The 22,182-nt window shown below is 70.6% G+C and carries 18 protein-coding genes and 1 pseudogene; 6 read left to right on the forward strand and 13 right to left on the reverse strand.

From position 1 onward, the window contains the following. Positions 1-124: 124 nt before the first annotated feature. The 9 genes from JHN63_RS26835 to glnT form a co-directional block, all read right to left on the reverse strand. A complete protein-coding gene (locus tag JHN63_RS26835; protein WP_200685248.1) occupies positions 125-1,603 on the reverse strand; it encodes an alpha-amylase family glycosyl hydrolase in 1,479 nt (492 codons plus the stop codon). Next, on the reverse strand, positions 1,600-4,320 hold the full coding sequence (locus JHN63_RS26840) for a glucosidase (RefSeq protein ID WP_200685250.1): 2,721 nt from the start codon (positions 4,318-4,320) through the stop codon (positions 1,600-1,602). Before JHN63_RS26840 ends, JHN63_RS26835 begins: the two co-directional genes overlap by 4 nt. Next, complete coding sequence (locus tag JHN63_RS26845) at positions 4,304-5,572, reverse strand: MFS transporter (protein ID WP_200685252.1); 1,269 nt, start codon at positions 5,570-5,572, stop codon at positions 4,304-4,306. Before JHN63_RS26845 ends, JHN63_RS26840 begins: the two co-directional genes overlap by 17 nt. 87 nt (positions 5,573-5,659) lie before the next feature. Next, positions 5,660-6,307: an XRE family transcriptional regulator gene (locus JHN63_RS26850; protein WP_200685254.1), complete on the reverse strand. Its 648-nt coding sequence runs from the start codon at positions 6,305-6,307 to the stop codon at positions 5,660-5,662. 53 nt (positions 6,308-6,360) lie between these two features. Continuing rightward, positions 6,361-7,455 carry an FAD-dependent oxidoreductase gene (locus JHN63_RS26855; RefSeq protein ID WP_200685256.1) on the reverse strand — a complete coding sequence of 365 codons (1,095 nt, stop codon included), beginning with the start codon at positions 7,453-7,455 and terminating at the stop codon, positions 6,361-6,363. After that, positions 7,452-8,780, reverse strand: coding sequence for an FMN-binding glutamate synthase family protein (locus JHN63_RS26860; protein WP_200685258.1), 1,329 nt, complete (start codon positions 8,778-8,780; stop codon positions 7,452-7,454). Before JHN63_RS26860 ends, JHN63_RS26855 begins: the two co-directional genes overlap by 4 nt. A gap of 33 nt (positions 8,781-8,813) precedes the next feature. After that, on the reverse strand, positions 8,814-9,506 hold the full coding sequence (locus JHN63_RS26865) for a glutamate synthase (protein ID WP_200685260.1): 693 nt from the start codon (positions 9,504-9,506) through the stop codon (positions 8,814-8,816). Beyond that, complete coding sequence (locus JHN63_RS26870; RefSeq protein WP_200685262.1) at positions 9,494-10,369, reverse strand: glutamine amidotransferase; 876 nt, start codon at positions 10,367-10,369, stop codon at positions 9,494-9,496. The genes JHN63_RS26865 and JHN63_RS26870 overlap by 13 nt, the downstream gene beginning before the upstream one ends. 32 nt (positions 10,370-10,401) lie before the next feature. Further along, positions 10,402-11,793 carry a type III glutamate--ammonia ligase gene (glnT, locus tag JHN63_RS26875; protein ID WP_234477747.1) on the reverse strand — a complete coding sequence of 464 codons (1,392 nt, stop codon included), beginning with the start codon at positions 11,791-11,793 and terminating at the stop codon, positions 10,402-10,404. 217 nt (positions 11,794-12,010) lie between these two features. Here glnT and JHN63_RS26880 point away from each other — a divergent pair, with 217 nt between their 5' ends. Next, positions 12,011-12,769, forward strand: a complete 759-nt coding sequence (locus JHN63_RS26880; RefSeq protein ID WP_200685265.1) for an SDR family oxidoreductase — start codon at positions 12,011-12,013, stop codon at positions 12,767-12,769. Between the two features lie 181 nt (positions 12,770-12,950). After that, positions 12,951-14,315, forward strand: a complete 1,365-nt coding sequence (locus JHN63_RS26885; RefSeq protein ID WP_200685267.1) for an FAD-dependent oxidoreductase — start codon at positions 12,951-12,953, stop codon at positions 14,313-14,315. Positions 14,316-14,372: 57 nt separating this feature from the next. Here JHN63_RS26885 and JHN63_RS26890 read toward each other — a convergent pair whose 3' ends face one another. Both JHN63_RS26890 and JHN63_RS26895 read right to left on the reverse strand, forming a co-directional pair. Further along, on the reverse strand, positions 14,373-14,930 hold the full coding sequence (locus JHN63_RS26890) for a dihydrofolate reductase family protein (RefSeq protein WP_200685269.1): 558 nt from the start codon (positions 14,928-14,930) through the stop codon (positions 14,373-14,375). Positions 14,931-14,986: 56 nt separating this feature from the next. Then, positions 14,987-15,934: pseudogene (locus JHN63_RS26895) on the reverse strand (sigma-70 family RNA polymerase sigma factor); the annotation flags it as partial. Positions 15,935-15,963: 29 nt separating this feature from the next. On the opposite strand from JHN63_RS26895, the gene JHN63_RS26900 reads away from it, so the two are divergent. After that, positions 15,964-16,929, forward strand: a complete 966-nt coding sequence (locus JHN63_RS26900) for a DUF1152 domain-containing protein (RefSeq protein ID WP_200685273.1) — start codon at positions 15,964-15,966, stop codon at positions 16,927-16,929. Here JHN63_RS26900 and JHN63_RS26905 read toward each other — a convergent pair. Both JHN63_RS26905 and JHN63_RS26910 read right to left on the reverse strand, forming a co-directional pair. Beyond that, positions 16,868-18,070, reverse strand: a complete 1,203-nt coding sequence (locus JHN63_RS26905) for a DUF2306 domain-containing protein (protein ID WP_307781990.1) — start codon at positions 18,068-18,070, stop codon at positions 16,868-16,870. The genes JHN63_RS26900 and JHN63_RS26905 overlap by 62 nt on opposite strands. Before the next feature lie 88 nt (positions 18,071-18,158). After that, positions 18,159-18,698 carry a PadR family transcriptional regulator gene (locus JHN63_RS26910; protein ID WP_200685275.1) on the reverse strand — a complete coding sequence of 180 codons (540 nt, stop codon included), beginning with the start codon at positions 18,696-18,698 and terminating at the stop codon, positions 18,159-18,161. Between the two features lie 246 nt (positions 18,699-18,944). Between JHN63_RS26910 and JHN63_RS26915 the strand changes: the two genes are divergently transcribed. The 3 genes from JHN63_RS26915 to JHN63_RS26925 form a co-directional block, all read left to right on the forward strand. Next, positions 18,945-19,376, forward strand: a complete 432-nt coding sequence (locus tag JHN63_RS26915; protein ID WP_200685277.1) for a hypothetical protein — start codon at positions 18,945-18,947, stop codon at positions 19,374-19,376. Positions 19,377-19,650: 274 nt separating this feature from the next. Beyond that, positions 19,651-20,865 carry a hypothetical protein gene (locus JHN63_RS26920; RefSeq protein ID WP_234477748.1) on the forward strand — a complete coding sequence of 405 codons (1,215 nt, stop codon included), beginning with the start codon at positions 19,651-19,653 and terminating at the stop codon, positions 20,863-20,865. 141 nt (positions 20,866-21,006) lie between these two features. Continuing rightward, positions 21,007-22,182, forward strand: a 1,176-nt coding sequence (locus JHN63_RS26925) for an alpha-L-fucosidase (protein ID WP_200685279.1), incomplete at its 3' end; no start/stop codon positions are given.

A 22,182-nucleotide genomic window follows, 5' to 3' on the forward strand; every position in this document is an offset into this window, starting at 1 on the left:
GAGGGCGTGCGCGACCGGACCGCTCGCAGGTGCTTCGCTCAGCAAAGGCACAGCGAAGTAAGCCGAATTCTTGTCACCTTTCACAACTCCCGTCAATCCTTCACCAGTTGGCCACAGGTCAAGATCAGGGAACGATCGCGACGAGGTGCCAGCGCAGTCCCTCCAACTCGACGTAGAGGCCGGGGTCCAGCAGCTCGTCGCCGTCCCGGTCGTAGGTCACGTCACCGAGCAGTTCGCGGAGTTGGCGGGGGCCGCCGCGCAGATCCGCCCACGGGAGGCGGACCCGGCCCTGGGCGGGCTGTTCGGAGAGGTTGACGACGACGAGGTGCCGGCCGGCATCCGTGGTCCAGGACCAGGCGACCAGGTTCTCGTGGGTGGGGTTGTCCGGCCAGCCGGTGCAGTCGAGCAGCTGCCACTCCCCTCCCGTGCGCATACCGGAGGCGGCGACCGCGGCGAGCAACTGGTGGTGGAACGCGAGGAGTTCCTTGTCGACGGGCTCCTCCGGCCGGCGGGCGAGGAAGACGGGTGGGCGTACCCGGCGCCCCTCGAACTGGCCCTCGTGCCAGAGGGTCGCGCCGGGCAGCGTCGCGATGGTGACGGCCGCCGCCCGTTCCCGCTCGGGTGACAGCGTGGCCGCGGCCCGGGGTTCGTCGTGGTTCTCCAGGAAGCGGACCAGGCCGCGCTGGTAGCCGAGGTCGGCCTGGAGATGGCCGTGCACGGATTCCGCGTTCTCGTGCAGCAGCCGGTCGTAGAGCCGTTTGTCGTAGCAGTGGTCGAACCCCTGCTGCTGGAGGGCCCATTCGAGGTCCCAGTAGGCCTCGGCGACGAAGAGGAGGTCGGGGTGGCGTTCGCGGACCCGCGGGATGACGTACGGCCAGAAGTCCTCGGCCGGTGCCGTGCCCGCGCGTGCGCCCCAGGTCTTCGCGAACACGTCGGTCATCAGCAGCATGGCCATGTCGCAGCGCACGCCGTCCGCCTGGTCGCCGATCGAGGCCAGGGTGTCGACGGCCGCCGTCCGCAACTCCTCACTGAAGGCGTTGAGTTGGACGACGTCGGGCCAGGGCGCGAAGTAGGGGTCGCGGCCACGGGCGAAGACCTTGCCGCCGGCCTCCAGGAAAGCGGCGGGATCACGGGCGAGGTCGTCCGGGGTGCCCTGGACCAGGCAGCCGGGGCGTTCGGTGAGCCAGGGGTGGTCGGGGGCCACGTGGTTGGGGACGTGGTCGAGGATCAACCGGACGCCACGGGCGGCCAGTTGGGCGCGAGCCTCCGCCAGTCCCTCCGGGCCGCCGAGGGAGGCGTCCAAGACGTAGTTCCGGACGCAGTACGGCGAGCCGGCCACGTCCTCGGGGCGGAGGTCGGGCAGTGCCGAGCGGAACGACGCCTGGAGCGAGGGGTCACTCAGCGCGATCTCCAGTCCGGCCGGGCTGCGTTCCCACACACCCATCAGCCAGACGGCGTCGACGCCCGGGAGGGCGACCTCGTCCCAGGCGGGCGCGGGCACCTCGCCGAGGGTGACGGGGCGGCCGTAGCGGGTGCTCAACTCCCCGAGCCAGATCAGGGTGTTGATCTCGTAGATCACCGGGTGCTCGGGCCAGGCGGTCATGACAGCGGCTCCTCTCGGTCGCCGGTGGGGCGCAGGCTCTCGCGGCTGCGTGCCGACCACTCGCCGTCGCCCAGGGTGTGGAAGAGGGTGGCGGTGACGGCCGACAGGCCGGTCCAGCCGGTCTGGTGGGAGGCGCCGAGGCCGGCGCCGTTGTCGCCGTGGAAGTACTCGTAGAAGAGGATCAGGTCCTTCCAGTGCGGGTCCTTGGCGAACTTGGCCTGGGCGCCGTGCACCGGGCGGTGTCCGTCGGCGTCGCTGAGGAAGGTGGCGGTGAGCCGGTCGGAGATCTCGCGGGCGACCGCGTAGAGGGTGAGCTGTCGGCCGGAGCCGGTCGGGCACTCGACGGTGAACTCGTCGCCGTGGAAGGCGTGCAGGTTGAGCAGTGCGCGGATCAGCAGCAGGTTGACCGGGAACCACACCGGGCCGCGCCAGTTGGAGTTGCCGCCGAACATCCCGGAGTCGGACTCGGCGGGCAGATAGCCGACGCCGTACGTCTCTCCGTGCACCCCGAAGGTGTAGGGGTGCTCGGCGTGGTGGCGGGAGAGGGAGCGGATGCCGTGCGGGCCGAGGAACTCGCCCTCGTCGAGCATCCGGGACAGGATGCGCCGCAGCCGGTCCTCGCCGAACAGGGCGAACAGATAGCGGCCGTCGGCGTTCGGGCCGAGCGCCTCGTGGGAGGAGATGGTGGCCTCCACGGCCGGATGGCGTTCGATGAACTCCTGTGCGCCCGCGACCAGTTCGGGGAAGCGCTGGTCCGCCCAGCCGCCGACCAGGCTGGTGGCCGCGAGCGGGATCAGACCGACGAGCGAGCGGACCTTGAGCCGGGTCGCCGTGCCGTCGGGCAGTCGCAGCACGTCGTAGAAGAAGCCGTCCTCCTCGTCCCAGAGGCTCGCGTTGTCGGCGCCGATGCGGTTCATGGCGACGGCGATCCACGCGAAGTGCTCGAAGAGGGACTGTGCCTGCTCGATGTAGACGGGGTTGTCGACGGCCAACTCCAGGGCGATCTCCAGGAGGTTCTGGCAGTAGAGCGCCATCCAGGCCGTGCCGTCCGCCTGGTCCAGGTGGCCGCCGGTGGGGAGCGGGGCGCTGCGGTCGAAGACGCCGATGTTGTCGAGGCCGAGGAAGCCGCCCTGGAAGACGTTGTTGCCGTCGGTGTCCTTGCGGTTGAGCCACCAGCTGAAGTTCTTCATCAGCTTCTGGAAGGCGTTCTCCAGGAAGGCGCGGTCGGCCTTGCCGGTGCGGTGCTTCTCCAACTCGTAGAGGAACAGGGTGGCCCAGGCGTGCACGGGCGGGTTGACGTCGCCGAAGTTCCACTCGTACGCCGGGATCTGGCCGTTGGGGTGGAGGTAGAGACGGCGCAGCAGGAGGTCCAACTGGCCCTTGGCGAAGGTGAGATCGACCATCGACAGGGCGACGGTGTGGAAGGCGAGGTCCCAGGCCGCGAACCACGGGTACTCCCAGGTGTCCGGCATCGACATGATCTCGTCGTTGACCATGTGGTACCAGTTGCTGTTCCGTACCCGGGGGTCGGAGGCGAGCGGGTCGACGCCGTGCTCGGACAGCCAGCGTTCGACGTCGAGGTAGTAGTACTGCTTGCTCCACAGCATCCCGGCCAACGCCTGCCGGACCAGGCGTCGTTCGTCGACGGACGTGTCGGCGGAGGTGAGGCCGTCGTAGAACTCGTCGGCCTCGGAGCGGCGTTGGGTCATGACCGCGTCGAAGTCGCTTGTCCAAGCAGGCAGTTCAGTGGCGGTGAGGCGCAGCCGGACCGTCGCGCTCTGGCCGCCCGGGATGGTGAGCACGTGGTGGACGGCGGCCTTGGTGCCGGTCCGGTCGGGGTTGACGGCTCCGGTCTCGCCCTGGACCACGTAGCGGTCGATGCCGTCCTTGACGTACGGGGAGGTGTTCGAACTGCCGAAGATCTTCTCGTTGTTGGTGTCGTTCTCGGTGAACAGGGTCTGCGCGTCCGCGTCGCAGTACAGCCGGCGCGGGCCCAACTCGGCGTGGTCGGCGCGGACTTGGCCGGCGGCCTCCTGGTGGATGGAGGGGACGTCGGTGCCGCCCGCCCAGGACCAGGTGTGCCGGAACCAGAGGGTCGGGAGCAGGTGCAAGGGGGCTTCGTCGGGGCCACGGTTGTGCGCGGTGATCTCGATCAGCAGGTCCTCGGGGCCGGCCTTGGCGTACTCGACGAACACGTCGAAGTAGCGGTCCTCGTCGAAGATGCCGGTGTCGAGGAGTTCGTACTCGAAGTCGCCGCGGCCCCGGGCCCTGTTGGTGGCCTTGAGGTCCTCGTACGGGAACTCCGACTGCGGGTATTTATAGAGGTACTTCATGTACGAGTGGGTGGGCGTGCTGTCGAGGTAGAAGTAGTACTCCTTGACGTCCTCGCCGTGGTTTCCCTCGGAGTTGGTGAGGCCGAACATCCGCTCCTTGAGGATCGGGTCGCGGCCGTTCCACAGCGCGAGCGCGAAGCACAGGCGTTGTTTGTCGTCGCTGACGCCGGCGATGCCGTCCTCGCCCCAGCGGTAGGCGCGGGAGCGTGCCTGGTCGTGGGTGAAGTACGACCAGGCGTCGCCGCTCTGGCTGTAGTCCTCCCGTACGGTGCCCCACTGGCGCTCGCTCAGATAGGGACCCCAACGGCGCCAGGGCACCCCGGAGTCGTCGGCCTCGGCCAGCCGTCGCCGCTCGGCATCCGGTGTGTCAGCGCTCGTCGCCATCGTGTGTCCTCCCCTTGGCCCGACCCATTCCCCCAGACTCGGGTGTCCCGGACCCGACGGCAACACGAACAGCCGGGCGGAGCACGCCGGGGCCCGCCAGGAACACCGCAACGGCGAGCAGCAGGGCGGCCGTTGCCGCGATCGGCGGCACGAGGAACGCTCCGGCGCTGCCGTGGCGGTCGGCGAGGTACCCGGCCAGCACCTGCCCGGTCGCGGTGCCCAGCGGTCCGCCCGCGCACAGGATCGTCAGGGCGACGGTCGCCCGGTCGGCGGGCGCGAGCCGTTCGGTGAGGGCGTAGAGGCTGATCAGGTACGGGGCGACCGTCACCCCGGCCACGGCCATCGCCGTAGGGAGGGCGTGCAGTCTGTCACCCACGGCCAGGGTGAGCGCGCCCAGCAGCAGGGTCGCCGCGAAGGTCAGGTACCGGTGGCGGAGGGTGAAGCGTGCGGGGAGCCAGGCGCAGGCGGCGCCGGCCAGGGCGCTGCCGATGCCGAAGAGGGCGTAGAGGAGTCCGGCGCTGTCCGGGTGTCCGCTGTCGTCGGCGTAGGCGGTGACGCCGGTCTGCGCTGCGCCGAACACCGCCCCCATCGCGGCCATGGCCAGGAACATGGCCGCAAGTGGCAGCCGTGGCAGGGGAGTTCGCGGGGCGCGCGGGCTCTGTCGGTGCTCGACGATCCCCGGGGTCAGGGACAGTGCGAAGGGCAGCGTGGCCAGGACGAGGAGGGCGATGGCGGCCACGGTCGGCGCTGTCGGGCCGAGGGCGGTGAGCAGTCCGACGAGCGCGGGTCCGGCGACGAAGCTGATCTCCTCGACGGTCGCCTCGTAGGAGAGGGCGGTGGGCACGAGGTCGGACCGGTCGCGGGCGTGCAGCAGGCGTGACCAGTGGACCCGTACCAGGGGGCCGACCGGGGGTTGGGTGAGTCCGGCCAGGGCCGCCGCGACGATCATGCTCGCGCGGCCGGTGTGGCTCGCCGCGATGAGACAGGTCAGGGCGGTGGAGTTGGCGAGCGCGGTGACCGTGCCGACGAGGCGGTGGCCGTGCCGGTCGGCCAGCGAGCCGGAGAGCGGACCGCCGAGCGCGTTGGCGATGCCCTGGGCCGCCGCCGCGAGTCCGGCGAAGGCGTAACTGCCGGACGCGGCCCGGACGAGGACGAGCGTCGCGAGGGACGAGGTGGCGTAGGGAAGGCGGGCGAGGAACCCCAGCGGGAAGAAGGCCGCGCCGGGAACGCGGAGAAGGGATCGGTACGCCATCGGCGTCTCCCATGAGCAGCTTGGAGAGACGCGCTACCCAGCCACCGGCGCGTTGACGATCCCGATTCTGCCGCGCAGCCTAGCCGCTCACTCCGCTCCGTGGTCCCCGTAGGCCGTGACGGACAGGAAGCGAACAGGGAGTTCGATCAGTTCCTGGGGGCCGTGCGTGCCCTCGCCGTCGAGCTGGAGGGCGTCGCCGGGGCGCATGGTGTAGGCCGCCTCCCCGTGGCCGTAGAGCATGACGCCTTCGAGCATGTAGAGGAGTTCGGTGCCGGGGTGCTGGAAGAGGGGGAAGACCTCGCTGGACTCGGTGAGGGTGACCAGGACGGCTTCCATGCGTTTGTGGGGGCCGCGCAGGGCGCCGAGGAGTTCGTAGAGGTGGCCGACGCGGCTGCCTCGGCGGATGATCTGGGCGCCGTGGCCCGCGGGGACGTAGACGGCCTCGCGTTCGGTGTCCACACCGCGGAAGAGGGCCGTCACCGGGACGTTCAGGCCGGTGGCGAGGCGGCCGAGAGTGGTGAGGCTGCACGAGGTGTGGGCGTTCTCGATTTTGGAGAGCATGGCTTTCGAGATGCCGACCCGGGCCGCCATCTCCGCGACCGACAGTCCGGCAGCGATCCGGTAGCGGCGCACCTGGCGGGCGATCGCGGTTTCCAGGTCCACGGGTCCGTCGGCCTGATCAGGGGTGATCTCCCGGTCGGGCAGAGCGGCTGCATGGTCGTGGTCGGTGCCCATGGCGGTCATTCTGCCTGCGGGGCGTGCGTCCACCGGGAGTTGAGGGTCGGGGGTCATCGGCCCAGCGCGAATCGTGGGTGGGGTTCGGCGCGGCCCAGAGCGAGGTCGGCGGCCATCGCGCCGATGAGCGGGGTGAACTTGGCGCCGTGGCCCGAGCACGGGGAGACGACGACGAAGGGGCCGGTGCGGTCCAGGACGAAGTCCTCGTCGGGGGTGGTGGTGTAGAGGCAGCTCGCCTCGGCCACGGGGGTGGGGTCGAGGCCGGGCACGGTGCGTTCCACCCACGCGGTGACCTTGTCGCGGGAGGCGGGATCGACGATTCCGGTGCGGGTGTCCGCGGTGGTGGGGGTGCCCTCGTCGTGCTGGGCGACCTTGTACGCCGGGAACGGCCCGCCATCACTGCCGGAGGGGAGGCCGTAGAGGCTGAGCCGGTCCTGGTGGACGAAGACCGGCCAGGCGCTCGCCTCGGGGTCGCGGCGGCGGAAGTGGAAGACCTGCTGCTGGGTGACCTGGAGGGGTGGGAGGGGATCCAGGATGCCGAGCGGGGCGGCGAGTTGGGGCAGCCAGGCGCCGGACGCGACAACGACGGTGTCGGCTACGACAGTTGGGCCGTCCGTGCGCAGTTCCACCCTGCCGTCGTCGCGGATGTCCGCGCCGGTGACGCGGATGCCGGTGAGAACACGGGCGCCCAGCTCGGCGGCCCGTCGTACGGCGGCGGCCACGGTCGCGTCGGCGTCGACCGTGCCCGCGTCCGGTTGGTGGAGCACGGGGCCGTCGAAGCGGAACTGCGGCCAGCGGTCGGTCGCTTCGGCGGCGGTCAGCAGGTCGTGCGGTACGGCGGCTGCCGCCAGGATGTCGGCGATGCCTTCCGGGTCACGGTTCGCGCCGAAGTCCAACCCCCCGGATATGCGCAGCAGTTGGGCGCCTGTGTCGTGTTCCAGTTCCTGCCAGAGTTCGCGGGCCTCGCCGGTCAGGCGGACGTAGAGGGGGTCTGCGTAGGCGCGGCGGTAGATGCGTGAACTGCCGTGGGAGCTGCCGTACTTGTGGCCGATGTCGTACGCCTCCACGAGGGTGACCTCGTGGCCCTGCCGGGCGAGTTGCCAGGCCGTGGCCGCGCCCATCAGGCCCGCGCCGATGACGGCGATCACCGTACGGCTCCGGGGGTTCCGGGGATCCAGTCGGTGCCGGCGAGGGGGACGCGGGCCATGGCGGCGGACTCGATGGTGAGGGCGACCAGGTCTTCGGGTTCCAGATGGTGGAGGTGGGCCTTGCCGCAGGCTCGGGCGAGGGTCTGGGCCTCCATGGTGAGGACGCGCAGGTAGTTGGCGAGCCTGCGTCCGCCTTCGACCGGGTCGAGGCGGGTGGCGAGTTCCTCGTCCTGGGTGGAGATGCCGGCCGGGTCGCGGCCGTCCTGGAAGTCGTCGAAGTAGCCTGCCGCCGAGCCGAGTCGGCGGTACTCGGCGTCATGGCGCGGATGGTTGTCGCCGAGGGCGATCAGCGCGGCGGTGCCGATGGCGACCGCGTCCGCGCCGAGCGCGATCGCCTTGGCTACGTCTGCGCCGGTGCGGATGCCACCGGAGACGATGAGTTGAACCTCGCGGTGGACGCCGAGTTCCCGAAGTGCCTGTACCGCCTGGGGAATCGCGGCCAGAGTGGGGATGCCGACGTGCTCGATGAACACCTCCTGCGTGGCGGCGGTACCGCCCTGCATGCCGTCGACGACCACGACGTCGGCGCCTGCGTGGACGGCGAGTTTCACGTCGTAATAGGTGCGTGTGGCGCCGACCTTGACGTAGATCGGCTTCTCCCAGTCGGTGATCTCGCGGAGTTCGCCGATCTTGATGGTGAGGTCGTCGGGGCCGGTCCAGTCGGGGTGACGGCAGGCGCTGCGCTGGTCGACGCCGACGGGCAGGGTGCGCATCCCGGCCACGCGGTCGGTGATCTTCTGGCCGAGCAGCATGCCTCCGCCGCCGGGCTTGGCGCCCTGGCCGAGGACCACTTCGATGGCGTCGGCCTTGCGGAGGTCGTCGGGGTTCATGCCGTAGCGGGACGGCAGGTACTGGTACACGAGGTGCTTGGACTGGCCGCGCTCCTCCGAGGTCATGCCGCCGTCGCCGGTGGTGGTGGAGGTGCCGGCCGCGGTCGCTCCGCGCCCGAGCGCTTCCTTGGCGTTGGCGGACAGGGCGCCGAAGCTCATACCGGCGATGGTGACCGGGATGTCCAGGTGCAGCGGGTACTTGGCGTTGCGGGTGCCGAGGACGACGTCGGTGTCGCAGCGCTCGCGGTAGCCCTCCAGGGGGTAGCGGGACATGCTGGCGCCGAGGAAGAGCAGGTCGTCGAAGTGCGGGAGCGGGCGTTTGGCGCCCCAGCCGCGGATGTCGTAGACGCCGGTCGCGGCGGCCCGTTGGATGGCGTGGATGGTGGCACGGTCGAAGGTGGCCGACTCGCGCAGGCCGCGGGATGCGAAATCCATACCCATATCCATCTCCATAGGGGACCAACTCCTTCAGTACGCCGTCGAGTTGTCGAACTTGAAGTGGTACAGCCGCCGGGCCGAGCCGTAGCGGCGGAAGTCGGCGGGGTCCTCGTCGAAGTCCGCCGCCTTCAGCAACTCGGCGAGTTCTACGAGGTGTTCGTCCCGCAGCTCCTTCTCCACGCAGTCCGCGCCGAGGGACTTGACCGTCCCCTTGACGTAGAGGCGGGCCTCGTAGAGGGAGTCGCCGAGGGCGTCACCCGCGTCGCCGCAGACGACCAGCCGTCCCGCCTGTCCCATGAACGCGCTCATGTGGCCGACGTTCCCGCCGACGACGAGGTCCACGCCCTTCATCGAGATCCCGCACCGGGCGGCCGCGTTGCCCTCGATCACCAGCAGGCCGCCGTGTGCGGTGGCCCCGGCGGACTGGGAGGCGTCGCCGCGCACCCGGACCGTGCCGGACATCATGTTCTCGGCGACCCCGACTCCGACGTTGCCGTGCACGGTGACCGTGGCGTGCTGGTTCATTCCGGCGCAGTAGTAGCCGACGTGGCCCTCGATGTCGACGGTCACCTCGTCCTTGAGACCGCAGGCGACGCTGTGCGCGCCCCTGGGGTTCAACACCCGCCAGGACGGCGCCGGTTGCGGGGCGTGCAGCGCCTGGTTGAGATCGCGCACGGTGGAGGCCGCGAGGTCCACCACCGTGGCCTCGGTCAGCGTCGCCATACGTACACCTCTTCCGGCTCGGGTTCGAAGATACGGGCGTGCTCGATGCCCGGCAGGACGTCCAGGGCGCGGTACTCGGAGGCCATCGCCACCCAGGCGTCGGTCTCGGCGACCAGGGCGGGCTTGCAGGCGATGGCGTCGCGGACGACCGCGAAGGTGTCGGCCGTGGAGACCAGCAGCGTGTAGAAGCCGTCGAAGCGCTCGCACAGCAGCCGCAGCGCCTTCTCCAGGTCGGCGCCCTGGGCGAGTTGGTGGGCGACGAAGCGGGCGCCGACCTCGGAGTCGTTCTCACTGTCGAACTGCACTCCCTGGGCGCGGAGTTCGCGCCGGATGGTCGCGTGGTTGGCGAACGACCCGTTGTGGACCAGACATTGACCGGGGCCGACGGAGAAGGGGTGCGCGCCTTCGGGGGTGACGGCCGACTCCGTCGCCATCCGGGTGTGGCCGACGCCCTGGTGGCCGGTCACGCCCGCGAGCCCGAACGAGTCGGCCAACTCGACCGGATGTCCGGTGCCCTTGAGGACGGCGAACCGCTCCCCCGAGCCGATGACGGTGGCCTGCGGCAGCGCGGTCGCCACAGTGGCGAGCAACTCGGCGACGGAGGTGTCCGCGTGGACCACGGTCGTCGCGTCGGCCGCGACAACCACCGCGCTCGGCAAGGCGGTTGACGCCTCCTGCGGGGTGACTCCCAGCAAGGAGACGACGGCACGCCCGGGTGGTGACAGACGCGGGTCGCCGTAGACCGCGACGCCCGCCGAGTCCGGGCCGCGTTCCACGGCCTGGCCCAGCATGGCGGTGAGCAGTTCGCCGAGCCGGGGTTCGAAGGCGGGCTCCCGCAGATGGAGCCCGACGATTCCGCACATGCGGCTCTCCTCTCGTGAGGGGCGGGGACGGGTCAGAAGGCGGTGAGGTAGCGGTCCAACTCCCAGGCGCCGACCGTGCCGTGCCAGTCGAAGAACTCCTGGCGCTTGACCTCGCCGAAGTACGCGCTGACGCCGGGTCCGGCCGCGTCGAGGGCGCCGCCGATCACCGGGTCGGCGGCCAGTGCCTCCACGGCGTGCAGCAGGGTCGGGGGCAGTTCGGGGCGGGCCGCGGTGGCCGCCGCGTCGCCCGGTTCGCCTGGGTCGAGGGCGCGCTCGATGCCGTCGAGTCCGGCGGCCAGGGCCGCGGCCGCCGCGAGGTAGGGGTTGGCGGAGCCGTCGCCGCCGCGCAGTTCGACGCGGTCGCCGTCGGGGACGCGGACGAAGTGGGTGCGGTCGTTGCCGCCGTAACCCGCCCTGCGGGGTGACCAGGTGGCGCCCGAGCGGGTCGAGACCGCGCCGGTCCGCTTGTACGAGTTGACGGTGGGCGCGATGACGGCCTGGAGGGCACGGGCGTGGTCGAGGATGCCGCCGACGAAGGAGTAGGCGAGCGGGGACAGTCCGAGGCCCCGGGGGTCGGAGGCGTCGGGGAAGGCGGGTTCGCTCCCCCGCCACAGCGACAGGTGCATGTGCATCCCGGAACCGGTGCGGTCGGTGAACGGCTTCGGCATGAACGTGGCCGTCATGCCCCGCTGTTCGGCCAGCACCGACACCAGGTACCGCATGGTGATGACCCGGTCGGCGGTGGTGAGGGCGTCGGCGTAGGCGAAGTTCTGCTCGAACTGGCCGTTGCCGTCCTCGTGGTCGTTGGCGTAGTTGCCCCAGCCGAGGGAGTTCATCGCCTTGGAGACGGCGGTGAGGTGGTCGTACATCCGGGTCAACCCCCGGGCGTCGTAACAGGGTTGGGCGGCGGTGTCGCGGCTGTCGGCGACGGTGAGTGTGCCGTGTTCGTCGCGGTTCACGAGGAAGTACTCGATCTCGGCGCCGACCGCGAGGGACAGTCCGCGTTCGGCGGCGCGGGCCAGTACGGCGCGCAGGATGACGCGGGGCGCGTACGGCCAGGGCTTGCCCTCGACGTGCGGGTCGCAGTGCACGAGGGCGAGTCCGGGGCGTACGAAGGGCAACGGGGTGTAGGAGGCGGCGTCCGGGAGCGCGATGACGTCGGGGTCGCTGGGCTGCTGGCCGAGCGCGCCGGCGGCGTAGCCCGCGAATCCGACGCCGTTGGACTGGAGTTCCTCGACCGCCTCGACGGGGACGAGTTTGGCGCAGGGCTTGCCCGCGAGGTCGACGAAGACGGCCAGGACGAACTCGATGCCGTCCGCGCGGACTTGGGCGGCCAGGTCGGGAGTGGGCTCGCTCGTCGATGCCGGGTCGGTGGTCGTGGGCCGTTCCGCTGCGGTGTCCATCACCATGGGGGCTCCCAGCATCCGGGGTTTCCTGGAGTGAATCTCGATTTCTCCCGAGGAAACCGTGCGGGCATTACCGAGCCGTTTCCCGCGCGGAAGCAGCCTGTTGCCAACTGCCGGGCGGGGACGCCCGGGACGCAGGAGCGATCTCCGGTGATGAATATGGCGTTCTCAATTATCGAGAGGTAGCCTCTCATTCGATCGCCACAGCTCGTTCCGTCTCGCCGGGGAGGCCGTCATGGCAGGCACGATGCAGGGCAAGGTCGCCGTGATCAGCGGAGGTTCGACCGGTGTGGGGCGTGCCGTCGGGTCGCTGCTCGCGGAGAACGGAGCGCGGGTGGTGCTGCTCGCCCGCCGTGCCGACCGGCTGGAGACGGCGGCGCGGGAGATGACGGGGTCGGTGCTGACGATCCCGACCGATGTCAGCAGCGGGGAGAGCGTCCGTGCGGCGTTCGCTCAGGTCGAGGAGCGGTTCGGGCAGGTCGACATTCTGGTGAACAGCGCCGGCGTCGCCCGGATCCGCACTATCGAGGAGACGACCGACGAGGACATCCACGCCTGCGTCGGCACCAATCTCCTGGGCCCGATCCACACGATCCGCTCGGCGGTGCCGCTGCTGCGGGCGGCTGGAGGTGGTGACATTCTCAACATCTCCTCCGAGATCACCCTGGACCACATGCCGTTGATGGCGATGTACGCGGCGAGCAAACACGGGTTGAACGGCTTCACCGCCGCGATGCACAAGGAACTGCGCGGCGACGGGATCCGGGTCGCCCTGGTGATCCTGGGCTCGATCTCGGACAGCGCCTTCGTCGAGAACTTCCCCGGCGAGGACCGGCAGCGCGCCGCGCCGGTGTGGGAGGCCGACGGCTATCTGACCAGGGTGGGAGCGATGAAACCGCTGCCTTCCGCGACCGTCGCCCGGGTGATGGTCCAGTTGCTCGGCACACCGCCCGAGGTCGTCCAGGACGTGGTGCACATCCGCCCGGCGGGCTGAGGAACACCCACGGGAACCCCAGACAGTCCTTACACCGGCCACGCACGGGCCATACACCCGCCTTGGGCACCCCATAAGCCGGCCTTATGAGGTCATAGACCGGACCCGCATACCGACTTAGGCTTGCCTTAGCTTAGGCTTCCCGTCGAGTCGCTTGTCATCGCTCGAAGGGAACCTGATCATGCCGCGCCCCCTGCGGGTAGCCATCGTCGGAGCCGGCCCCGCCGGGATCTACGCCGCCGACGCCCTGCTCAAGTCCGAGGTGGCCGCCGAACCCGGTGTGTCCATCGACCTCTTCGAGCGGATGCCCGCGCCCTTCGGCCTGATCCGGTACGGCGTCGCCCCCGACCACCCGCGCATCAAGGGCATCATCACCGCCCTGCACCAGGTCCTGGACAAGCCGCAGATCCGTCTCTTCGGCAACGTCGACTACCCGACCGACATCAGCCTGGACGACCTGCGCAGCTTCTACGACGCGGTGGTCTTCTCCACCGGCGCCACGGCCGACCGCGACATGTCCATACCCGGCATCGAGCTCGACGGTTCCTACGGCGCCGCCGACTTCGTCTCCTGGTACGACGGCCACCCCGACGTCCCGCGCACCTGGCCGCTGGAGGCGGAGAAGGTCGCCGTTCTCGGTGTCGGAAACGTGGCTCTCGACGTGGCCCGCATCCTCGCCAAGACCGGCGACGAGCTGCTGCCGACCGAGATCCCGGCGAACGTCCACGAGGGCCTGAAGGCCAACAAGGCGCTGGAGGTCCACGTCTTCGGCCGCCGCGGCCCGGCGCAGGCGAAGTTCTCCCCGATGGAGCTGCGGGAGCTGGACCACTCCCCGAACATCGAGGTCATCGTCGACCCCGAGGACATCGACTACGACGAGGGCTCGATCACCACCCGTCGGAGCAACAAGCAGGCCGACATGGTCGCCAAGACCCTGGAGAACTGGGCGATCCGCGATGTCGGCGACCGCCCGCACAAGCTGTTCCTGCACTTCTTCGAGTCCCCGTCGGAGATCCTCGGCGAGGACGGCAAGGTCGTCGGCCTGCGCACCGAGCGCACCGCGCTCGACGGCACCGGCAACGTCAAGGGCACCGGCGAGTTCAGGGACTGGGACGTCACCGGGATCTACCGTGCGGTCGGCTACCTCTCCGACAAGCTCCCCAAGCTCCCCTGGGACATCGACTCGGGCACGGTCCCGGACGAGGGCGGCCGGGTCATCCAGGAGACCGGCGAGCACCTGCAGTCGACGTACGTGACCGGCTGGATCCGGCGCGGCCCGGTCGGCCTGATCGGCCACACCAAGGGCGATGCCAACGAGACGGTCGCGAACCTGCTCGACGACCACGCCAACGGCCGTCTGCACACGCCCGCTTCGCCCGACCCGGAGGCCGTGGAGGCGTTCTTCGCCGAGCGGGACGTCCGCTTCACCACCTGGGACGGCTGGTACAAGCTGGACGCCGCCGAGAAGGCGCTGGGCGAGCCGCAGGGCCGCGCACGCGTGAAGATCGTCGAGCGTGAGGACATGCTCCGGGAGAGCGGCGCGTAGGCGTCGGCCGGTTGGCGTCGAAGGGCCCGGCGGGCGTACCGCCGGGCCCTTCGTACATCAGCGCACGGCCCTCCCGTACCGGGCGAACACGGTGTACCCCGGCTTCTCCACCTCCAGGCACTCCAGGTGCGCGGGCGGACCGTCCGCGGCGAAGAGCCGCTCGCCGGTGCCGACGACGGTCGGGAAGGTGATGAGCCGGTACTCGTCGACCAGGTCCTCCGCCATCAGCGTGTGGACGACGCTCAGGCTGCCCATGACGATCACCTCGCGCTCCTCGCGTTTCACGGTGTCGACGAGATCGCCGTCGAGGACGGTCGAGTTCGCCCACGCCGAGGCATCGGTCAGGGTGCGGGAGGCGACCAGTTTCGAAGCGGCGTTCATGCGGGCGGAGAACGGGTCGTCGCGGCCCGGCCACAGCCGCGCGAACGCCTCCCACGTGCCACGGCCGAGCAGCAGCACCCCGTCGCCCAGGGTGTCGGCCAGCCGGAACCTGTCGCCCTCGATCTCCTCGCGGCCGTAGCGGAAGAGCCAGCCGCCGTACGGGGTGCCGTCGGACCCGTCGGGGTCGGAGACGACCCCGTCCAGGGTGATGAACTGAATGACGGTGACGCTCATGATCCATGTCCTTTCGGTCGATGCTCACCGGTACGTACCGGCGGCAGCGGCCGAACTCATCGCGGCGGGAGCGGTCGATCCGGAGAAATCCGCGACGGCAGGCCGAAGGACGCCAGGACCTGCGGCTCGGTGAACACGACATTGCGGGTGACACGGCCGCCGGTGACCGTGAACACCTGGACGCTGTGCAGCCACCGGCCTCCGTCGGGGTCCGTCGCGTACGCGGCGAGCGCGGGCTGCGAGTTGGCCGCGATCGGCCTCAACGCCCAGTCCGTGCCCCGCAGTTCGAAGACCCTGCGCATGAACGCGCCGTAGTGCTCGGTGCCCCGGAACCAGAGCGGGACCGGCGGCATCTCCAGGACGACCGCGTCGGCCAACAGCCGTACGAGAGCGGGGACATCGGCCGCCTCGAAGGCCCGCAGGTAGCGGTCGATCACCTCGCGCGCCTCCCGGTCGTCCGGTTCGGCGACCGTGTGGTCGTCGCCGATGTCCGTGAGGGCGGCGCGGGCCCGCTGAAGCGTGCTGTTGACGGCCGGGACGGTGGTGTCGAGCTGGTCGGCGACCTCGGCGGCGCTGAACTGGAGCACCTCGCGGAGCACGAGCACGGCCCGCTGTCGCGCCGGAAGCCGTTGCAGGGCCACGACCAGGGCGAGCCGCATGTCCGTCCGCGCCTCCATGTCGTGGCGCGCGTCGGGGAAAGGCTGGAGCCAGGGGATGTCGGTGGCCGGGGTGAGCGGGGTCCCGGGGTCCTCGCCCGGCGCGCCGAGGCCGGACGGGAGGGGGCGGCGGGCCCGCCCTTCGAGAGCGGTGAGGCAGACGTTGGTGGCGATGCGGTACAGCCACGTCCGGACGGACGCACGGCTGGGGTCGTAGCGCTCGCGGGCCTTCCACGCGCGCAGCATCGTCTCCTGCACCAGGTCCTCGGCCTCGTGGAACGAGCCCAGCATGCGGTAGCAGTACGCCACCAACTCGCCCCGGTACGGCTCGAAGTCCACCCGTCCATCATGGCGTACGGGGCTGTTAACGTCCTCCGGTGTTCTCCCTTCTCGAACCCCCGTTCCTCTCCCGGCTGCGCGACGCGCGCCGGATCCTCGTCGCCGGTGCGGGCGGCGGCTTCGACGTCTACGCCGGGCTGCCGCTGGCCCTCGCGCTGCGCTCGGCCGGCAAGGAGGTGCACCTCGCCAACCTGTCCTTCGCCGACCTGTACGGCCTGGACCAGGACGTGTGGGTGGACCCGGATGTCGCCGCCATCGGCCCCGGCACACGGGCGCGGGGCGACTACTTCCCCGAGCGGTCCCTCGCCCGGTGGCTCGACCTGCACGACATGCCGTCCACGGTGTACGCGTTCCCGCTGACCGGTGTGCGGCCACTGCGGGACGCGTACCGCACGCTGATCGGGCATCTCGGCGGGGTCGACGCCGTCGTGCTGGTGGACGGCGGCACCGACATCCTGATGCGGGGTGACGAGCACGGGCTGGGTACGCCGGAGGAGGACATGGTCAGCCTCGCGGCGGTGAACGGGCTCGACGAGGTGCCGGTGCGGCTGGTGGCGTGCCTCGGCTTCGGCATCGACGCGTATCACGGGGTCAACCACGCGCTGGTGCTGGAGAATCTGGCCGCGCTTGAACGCGAGGGTGCCTATCTCGGCGCGTTCTCCCTGCCGCGCGAGAGCCGCGAGGGGCAGCTGTATCTCGAAGCTGTGGCCCACGCCCAGGAGTCCACGCCGGAGCATCCGAGCATCGTCAACGGTTCGGTGGCGGCGGCCGTACGCGGGGACTTCGGCGATGTCCGTTTCACCGAACGCACGCGTGGCAGCGAGCTGTTCGTCAACCCCCTGATGGCGCTGTACTTCTGCGTGGACGCGCCGGGGCTCGCCCGCCGCAACCTCTACCTCGACCGGCTGGAGAAGACCGCGCTCATCCGCCAAGTCAGCTCGCTCATCGAGGAGTTCCGCGACGAACTGCCCCGGCAGCGGCCACCGCGCGCGTATCCCCACTGACCGACGGGCTCACCGCTGTCGTGGGTTCGCGGCGGCCGTTCATGACACGCAGGCTCACGACGGTCGTCGCGGCGAACGCGAGCATGCCGCAGCCGACGGCGACACCGGCGGACAGGGCCGTCAACCGGTCGAGGTCCAGGGTGTGTCGGAAGACCGGAGCCGCGCCGACCGACAGCACCGGGGCCAGGCACAGGGCGGTCAGATGCAGCCGCCACTCTTCCCGCGCCCAGGGCCGCCCCTGATGCCCGGCGCGGCGGGCGCCGATCGCCATCACGGCCCAACTCGCCGCGTAGGGAAGGAGATAGGCCCACAGCAGTCGCCGTCCGGTCGCGCCGAAGTCGAGACAGGACCAGGCGATCCACAACAGGGCGGCCGCACCGGCGAGTTGGGCCACGACGAGCACGGGCAGCGGCGCCCAGGACCCCGACACGCCCTCGACCGTCGTACGGCGGTCCCGTGCGCGTGCGGCGATCAGCGCGCCGAGCGTGACCACCGCGCCCAGGTGCATGATCGCCACCTGGTTGATCTGCTCCATGGTCAGACCGGGCAACAGCCTTGGCAGGAAGCCCCATTCGAGGCGCAGCAGCGGTGCGGTGAGGAGGAACGCGTAACAGAGGAGCATCCAGCGCTGGTGCAGGTCGAGGAGTCCGCGGACCGCGGCGAGCATGCCGAAGGTCACGCTCATGACGGTGCCGACCAGGAGGGTGGCGAGCACGATCCAGAACGCGGGGCCGCTGAACGCGTCCTCGGGGGCCGTGCGCGCGAGGTAGATCCCGGCGCCGGCCATCGAGACGTACACCGTGACCGCGAAGACCACGCCCAGCGTGCGGTGCAACCGGGTGCGGCGGCGGGCGGCGGTCAGGAGTTGGGCGGGGCCGAGCAGCATGAGGGCGCCGCCGAGGACCGAGTGCACGATCATCGGCACGAGGCTGTGGCGGTAGGGCGCGATCCGGTTGGAGAGGGCGTCGGTGACGTAGTGCGGGGAGACGACGCGGCCCATGACCCACTCGCCGAGGGCGGGGGCGCCGGGGCGGGCGTAGGGCCACAGTTCGGTCATCGCGATCGGCGCGTAGGCCAGGCACATGACCGTCACCGCGATCATCGCGGCGCGGCGCCAGGTGCTGTTCGTCGGACGACGCACGGCGGCCCCCTGCTGGCTCACGGCCTCGACCCGGCCCTCGATGGTCTCGTCTGGACCATCGAGACGGTAGAGGCGGCCACCGCCGTGGTCAACGGTCCTGCGTGCGTTCGTCGCGGTGCCGCGCCCACTCCCAGAAGTCGATCATCATCCGCTCGTACCGGATGCCGAACTCCAGCGCCTCGCGCTGTCCCGGGGCCAGTAACTCGCCTAACTCACCTACCCCGCCGACGAGTTCCTCGTAGCCGCGCAGGGTCTTCTCGTGCTCGCCGAGCTGGGCCGGGGCGAGGACATCGGGCCGGCCGCCGAACCAGAGCTTGAGAATGCCGCGCTCCCTGGCCTCGACCGGCACGAACTCCGGGTCGTCGAGCCAGCCCCGCAGGACGGCCAGGCCCTGGCCGGTGAGGGTCAACACCCGTCGGTTACGGCCGCTTTCGCGCCGTACCTGGGACAGCAGCCCGCCTTCCAGCAGCCGGTCGCACTGCGCGTACACCTGTGCGTGCGGCATCGACCAGAACGGCGCGACGGTACGCGCGGCCTCCGTCTTCACGTCGTACGGGCTCGCCTCGCCCAGTTTGTCGATGATGCCGAGGACGAAGAACGAGGAGGTGGTCAGCCGCACGTCAGACATGCGTCGACCGTATCGCGGTGTCGAACGAATACTTGGGGTCCGCAAATGATGTGAACTGCCCCACGACGGGTAGTTCTTAACTCAGCGCCTCTTCCGCGTGAACACCTCCACCGCAAAGGAACTGTGGTCTTGGCTCTCGCGTACCCTGACGCCCCGTCAGCCCGTCGACCCGGGCGTACCTGGACTATTCGCATCACCGGTCACCGCGACCGCACCGCCTCGGTGAGCTGCTCCTCCGAGTGCGGCATGCCGGCGCGGTCGCGCGACCTCGCGGCCCTGCGCCGCTTCGCCGAAGCCCATGCGGCGGCCCACGTCAGAGCGGCGACCGTACGCCCCGACGCGGCCTGCGGCTGCCGTCGCCAGCGGTGCGCGGCGCACGAGGGGACCCGGGTCGACTGCTCGGGCTCGGTGCTGCTCGTGCTGCGCCACGATCCCGCGGTCGGCCAGGTGTGGACCCTCGCCGAGGTCTGCGCGGCCTGCGCCTCGCTGATGACGCACACCCGCGTCGTCGGCAAGCCGGTGCCGCGCACCCGGCCGCCGCGCACGGAGACGGTCGTACCCCTGGAGGTGCCGTCCGCGACGAGCGCGCGTCCGGTTCCGGCCGGGTTCAGCGCGCCCGCGCCCGATCCGGGCGCCCCGTCCCGGCCGAGCCACGCGAACAGGCGCCGGGGGCGGTGAGGTCCGATGGCACACGGACGGGACCCGCCCCGAGCGGATGGTGGGCGGGTCCCGTCCGCCCCACCATTCTGAGGACCGGGCCATGTCAAATGCACGCGTGAAACCCGTCCTCCCGGAGTGAACGGATCACACCCCGCGCGTAAGCTCACGCGGTGTCCCAGGAAAATCGGGCATACGAGACGGTACGACCCCTGCTCGACCCCCCGCTTGACCCGCCAAGATCTCCCACGGGGATACTGGTGGGTCAGCACCGCACCCGCCCGCAGATTGGCCTATGTCGAACTCCTCCACAGCTCCGCCCACGATCCCCCACACGGTGTGGCTGGCTCGCGGCCGCCACATCGGGTCCGACGACGCCGGGGAGGTCGTACGGCGACAGCTGCAACGGCTCAAGGACCGCGAGGTCGTCGACGACCACCTGGAGCCGGACGCGGACGACGATCCACCCGCTCCTGAGCGGGTGTTCGAGGCGCGGTGGCGGGTCGAGGGGACGGTGACCGTACGGGCCCGGTTGACGCTGCCGTCCGCCCCGGAGCCGGATTCACCCTCCGCCTCGTCGGCGTCCTCCGCGCCCGAGGGGCAGGAGTGGATCCTGGTCGCGGAGGCCGAGCGGGTCTGGGATCCCCGGTGGCCCTCCCCCGCGACCATGTTCTGGCCCGAGGACCCGGAAGACCCCGGGAACGCCGACGCCGACTGGGACCATGCGACGGTTCCGGGGCTGCGCTTCCGGCGGGTCAATCCGCTGCCTTCCGACGAGAAGGATCTACGGCGGCTGTTCCGGAGCTGCGCGCAGGACGGCTGGGGCATCCATGTCGTCGTGCACGAGGCCATGACCCCGGACGCGCACGGCCGGCTGCCCCTGGCACGGCTGCTGCCCGCGAGTCTTCGGCACTGTGTGGTGGAGCACCGGGCCACGCCCGACCAACTACGCTCCGTCAACTACGCGTTGCTGCGCGAGTTCGACTTCCAGGTGCCGCGCGGGGGTGCGGTGGTGCTGCCCACCAGTCCCGTGGCTCCCTCCTACGACGTGAGCGACTTCTCCGTGCGCAGCGTCTTCCTCGACGGCTCCGAGCCCACCGACCTCGTGGACGTGCTCTGCCGCTACGCCGCTTCCGCGCGTCCACTGCCTGAGGGCGGCGAGGAGGCGGTCACCGCGCTGCGGGAGCGGTGGAGCCTGATGACGCCGGCGGAGGAACTGGCCCGGGAGCGCAGGCTCGTGACGATGTACGCCGAGGCGCTGGAGGCGATGACCAAGTCCCGCGACCTGTACCGGGAGTCCGCGGACCGGGCCAACGAGGCGCTGGCCGCGCTGCGCGAGTCCGCCGGTGCCGCGTCCGGGTTGCCTCCGCAGTCCGCCGGGTCGTCGCCGTTGCAACGGACGTTCGGTCGACTGAGGGACGCGACGAAGGGGCTGCGCGCCGCGCCGCCGACCGAGAGCGACCGCGATGATCCTCCGCGTGACGGCGGTAGGTCGGCCGAGGAGCGGTAGCGGCCGGACCCGGGTCGGATGACTTTCGGGACCATCAGTGGTGACGCGTGCCTGGGTACCGGAGCGGCGAGGGTGAAAATGAACCACAAGTGGTGATCACCGCCCACGCGTCCCCGCCGCTCTCCGGCCTAGCTTGGCGGCATGCCGATGCAACCCTGGTTCCGCGATGCCAAGTTGGGCATCTTCGTCCATTACGGGATCTACGCCGTCGACGGTGTGCCGGAGTCCTGGTCGTTCTACACGGGCAAGGTCCCGCACGATCAGTACATGCGCCAGCTCGACGGGTTCACCGCCGCGCGCTATGACCCGCGGGCGTGGGCGGGGCTGTTCGCGCGGGCGGGTGCCAAGTACGCGGTGCTGACCGCACGTCACCACGACGGAGTCGCCCTGTGGAACTCGGCCCACGGCGACCTGGACGTGGTCCGCCGGACCCCGGCGGGCCGGGATCTGATCGGGCCGTACACCGAGGCGCTGCGCGAGGAGGGTCTCAAGGTCGGCCTGTACTACTCCCATTCCGACTGGAACCACCCCGACTACGCCAGCACGGTGCACCCTGACCCGCCCGACACGGACATGCGCGCCAACCTGTACGCCTCCGCACGGCCCGGCCACGAGGACCCGGCCGCCTGGGCCCGCTATCTCGCCTACCGCGACGGCCAGGTCGGCGAGTTGGTCGACCGTTTCCGGCCCGACCTGCTGTGGTTCGACGGCGAGTGGGAACGCAGCGAAGAGCAGTGGGGCATGCGGGAGTTGGCCGAGCTGATCCTCGCGGGCAACCCCGACACCGTCCTCAACGCCCGCATGCTCAGCTACGGCGACTACGCGACGCCCGAGCAGGGGGTGCCGCTGCAAGCCCCGGACGGGCCTTGGGAGTTGTGCCTGACGGTCAACGACTCGTGGGGTTTCCAGCACGGGGACGAGCACCACAAGTCGGAGCGGCAGCTGGTGCGTTACTTCACGGAGACGATCGGGATGGGCGGCAATCTGCTGCTCGACGTCGGCCCGAAGGAGGACGGGACGATAACGCCCGCGCAGGTCGAGCGACTTGAGGGGCTCGGCGGGTGGATCGCCCGGCACTCCGAGGCGGTGTACGGCACCGTCGCCGGCCTGCCCGCCGGCCACCACTACGGCCCCAGCACCCTCTCCGCCGACCACCGCACCCTGTACCTGGTGTGCTTCGACCCACCACGCGAGTCGGTGTCGGTACGCGGCCTCCGTACGCCCGTCAAACGGGTCACGGTCCTCGGCACCGGCGCCGAACTCGCCCACGACGTCATCGGCGGTTTGGGCGACGTGCCGAGGACCGTGACCCGTTTG

This window comes from Streptomyces sp. MBT65 (assembly GCF_016612545.1).
Lineage (GTDB): Bacteria > Actinomycetota > Actinomycetes > Streptomycetales > Streptomycetaceae > Streptomyces.

Bases quoted from the DNA above. Each gene is read 5' to 3' on its own strand.
- JHN63_RS26870 (WP_200685262.1), bottom strand. From the start codon at position 10,369: ATGTGCGGAATCGTCGGGCTCCATCTGCGGGAGCCCGCCTTCGAACCC.
- JHN63_RS26840 (WP_200685250.1), bottom strand. From the start codon at position 4,320: ATGGCGACGAGCGCTGACACACCGGATGCCGAGCGGCGACGGCTGGCC.
- JHN63_RS26850 (WP_200685254.1), bottom strand. From the start codon at position 6,307: ATGGGCACCGACCACGACCATGCAGCCGCTCTGCCCGACCGGGAGATC.
- glnT (WP_234477747.1), bottom strand. From the start codon at position 11,793: ATGCTGGGAGCCCCCATGGTGATGGACACCGCAGCGGAACGGCCCACG.
- JHN63_RS26880 (WP_200685265.1), top strand. From the start codon at position 12,011: ATGGCAGGCACGATGCAGGGCAAGGTCGCCGTGATCAGCGGAGGTTCG.
- JHN63_RS26865 (WP_200685260.1), bottom strand. From the start codon at position 9,506: ATGGCGACGCTGACCGAGGCCACGGTGGTGGACCTCGCGGCCTCCACC.
- JHN63_RS26860 (WP_200685258.1), bottom strand. From the start codon at position 8,780: ATGGATTTCGCATCCCGCGGCCTGCGCGAGTCGGCCACCTTCGACCGT.
- JHN63_RS26890 (WP_200685269.1), bottom strand. From the start codon at position 14,930: ATGAGCGTCACCGTCATTCAGTTCATCACCCTGGACGGGGTCGTCTCC.
- JHN63_RS26885 (WP_200685267.1), top strand. From the start codon at position 12,951: ATGCCGCGCCCCCTGCGGGTAGCCATCGTCGGAGCCGGCCCCGCCGGG.
- JHN63_RS26915 (WP_200685277.1), top strand. From the start codon at position 18,945: ATGCCGGCGCGGTCGCGCGACCTCGCGGCCCTGCGCCGCTTCGCCGAA.
- JHN63_RS26835 (WP_200685248.1), bottom strand. From the start codon at position 1,603: ATGACCGCCTGGCCCGAGCACCCGGTGATCTACGAGATCAACACCCTG.
- JHN63_RS26920 (WP_234477748.1), top strand. From the start codon at position 19,651: ATGTCGAACTCCTCCACAGCTCCGCCCACGATCCCCCACACGGTGTGG.
- JHN63_RS26910 (WP_200685275.1), bottom strand. From the start codon at position 18,698: ATGTCTGACGTGCGGCTGACCACCTCCTCGTTCTTCGTCCTCGGCATC.
- JHN63_RS26845 (WP_200685252.1), bottom strand. From the start codon at position 5,572: ATGGCGTACCGATCCCTTCTCCGCGTTCCCGGCGCGGCCTTCTTCCCG.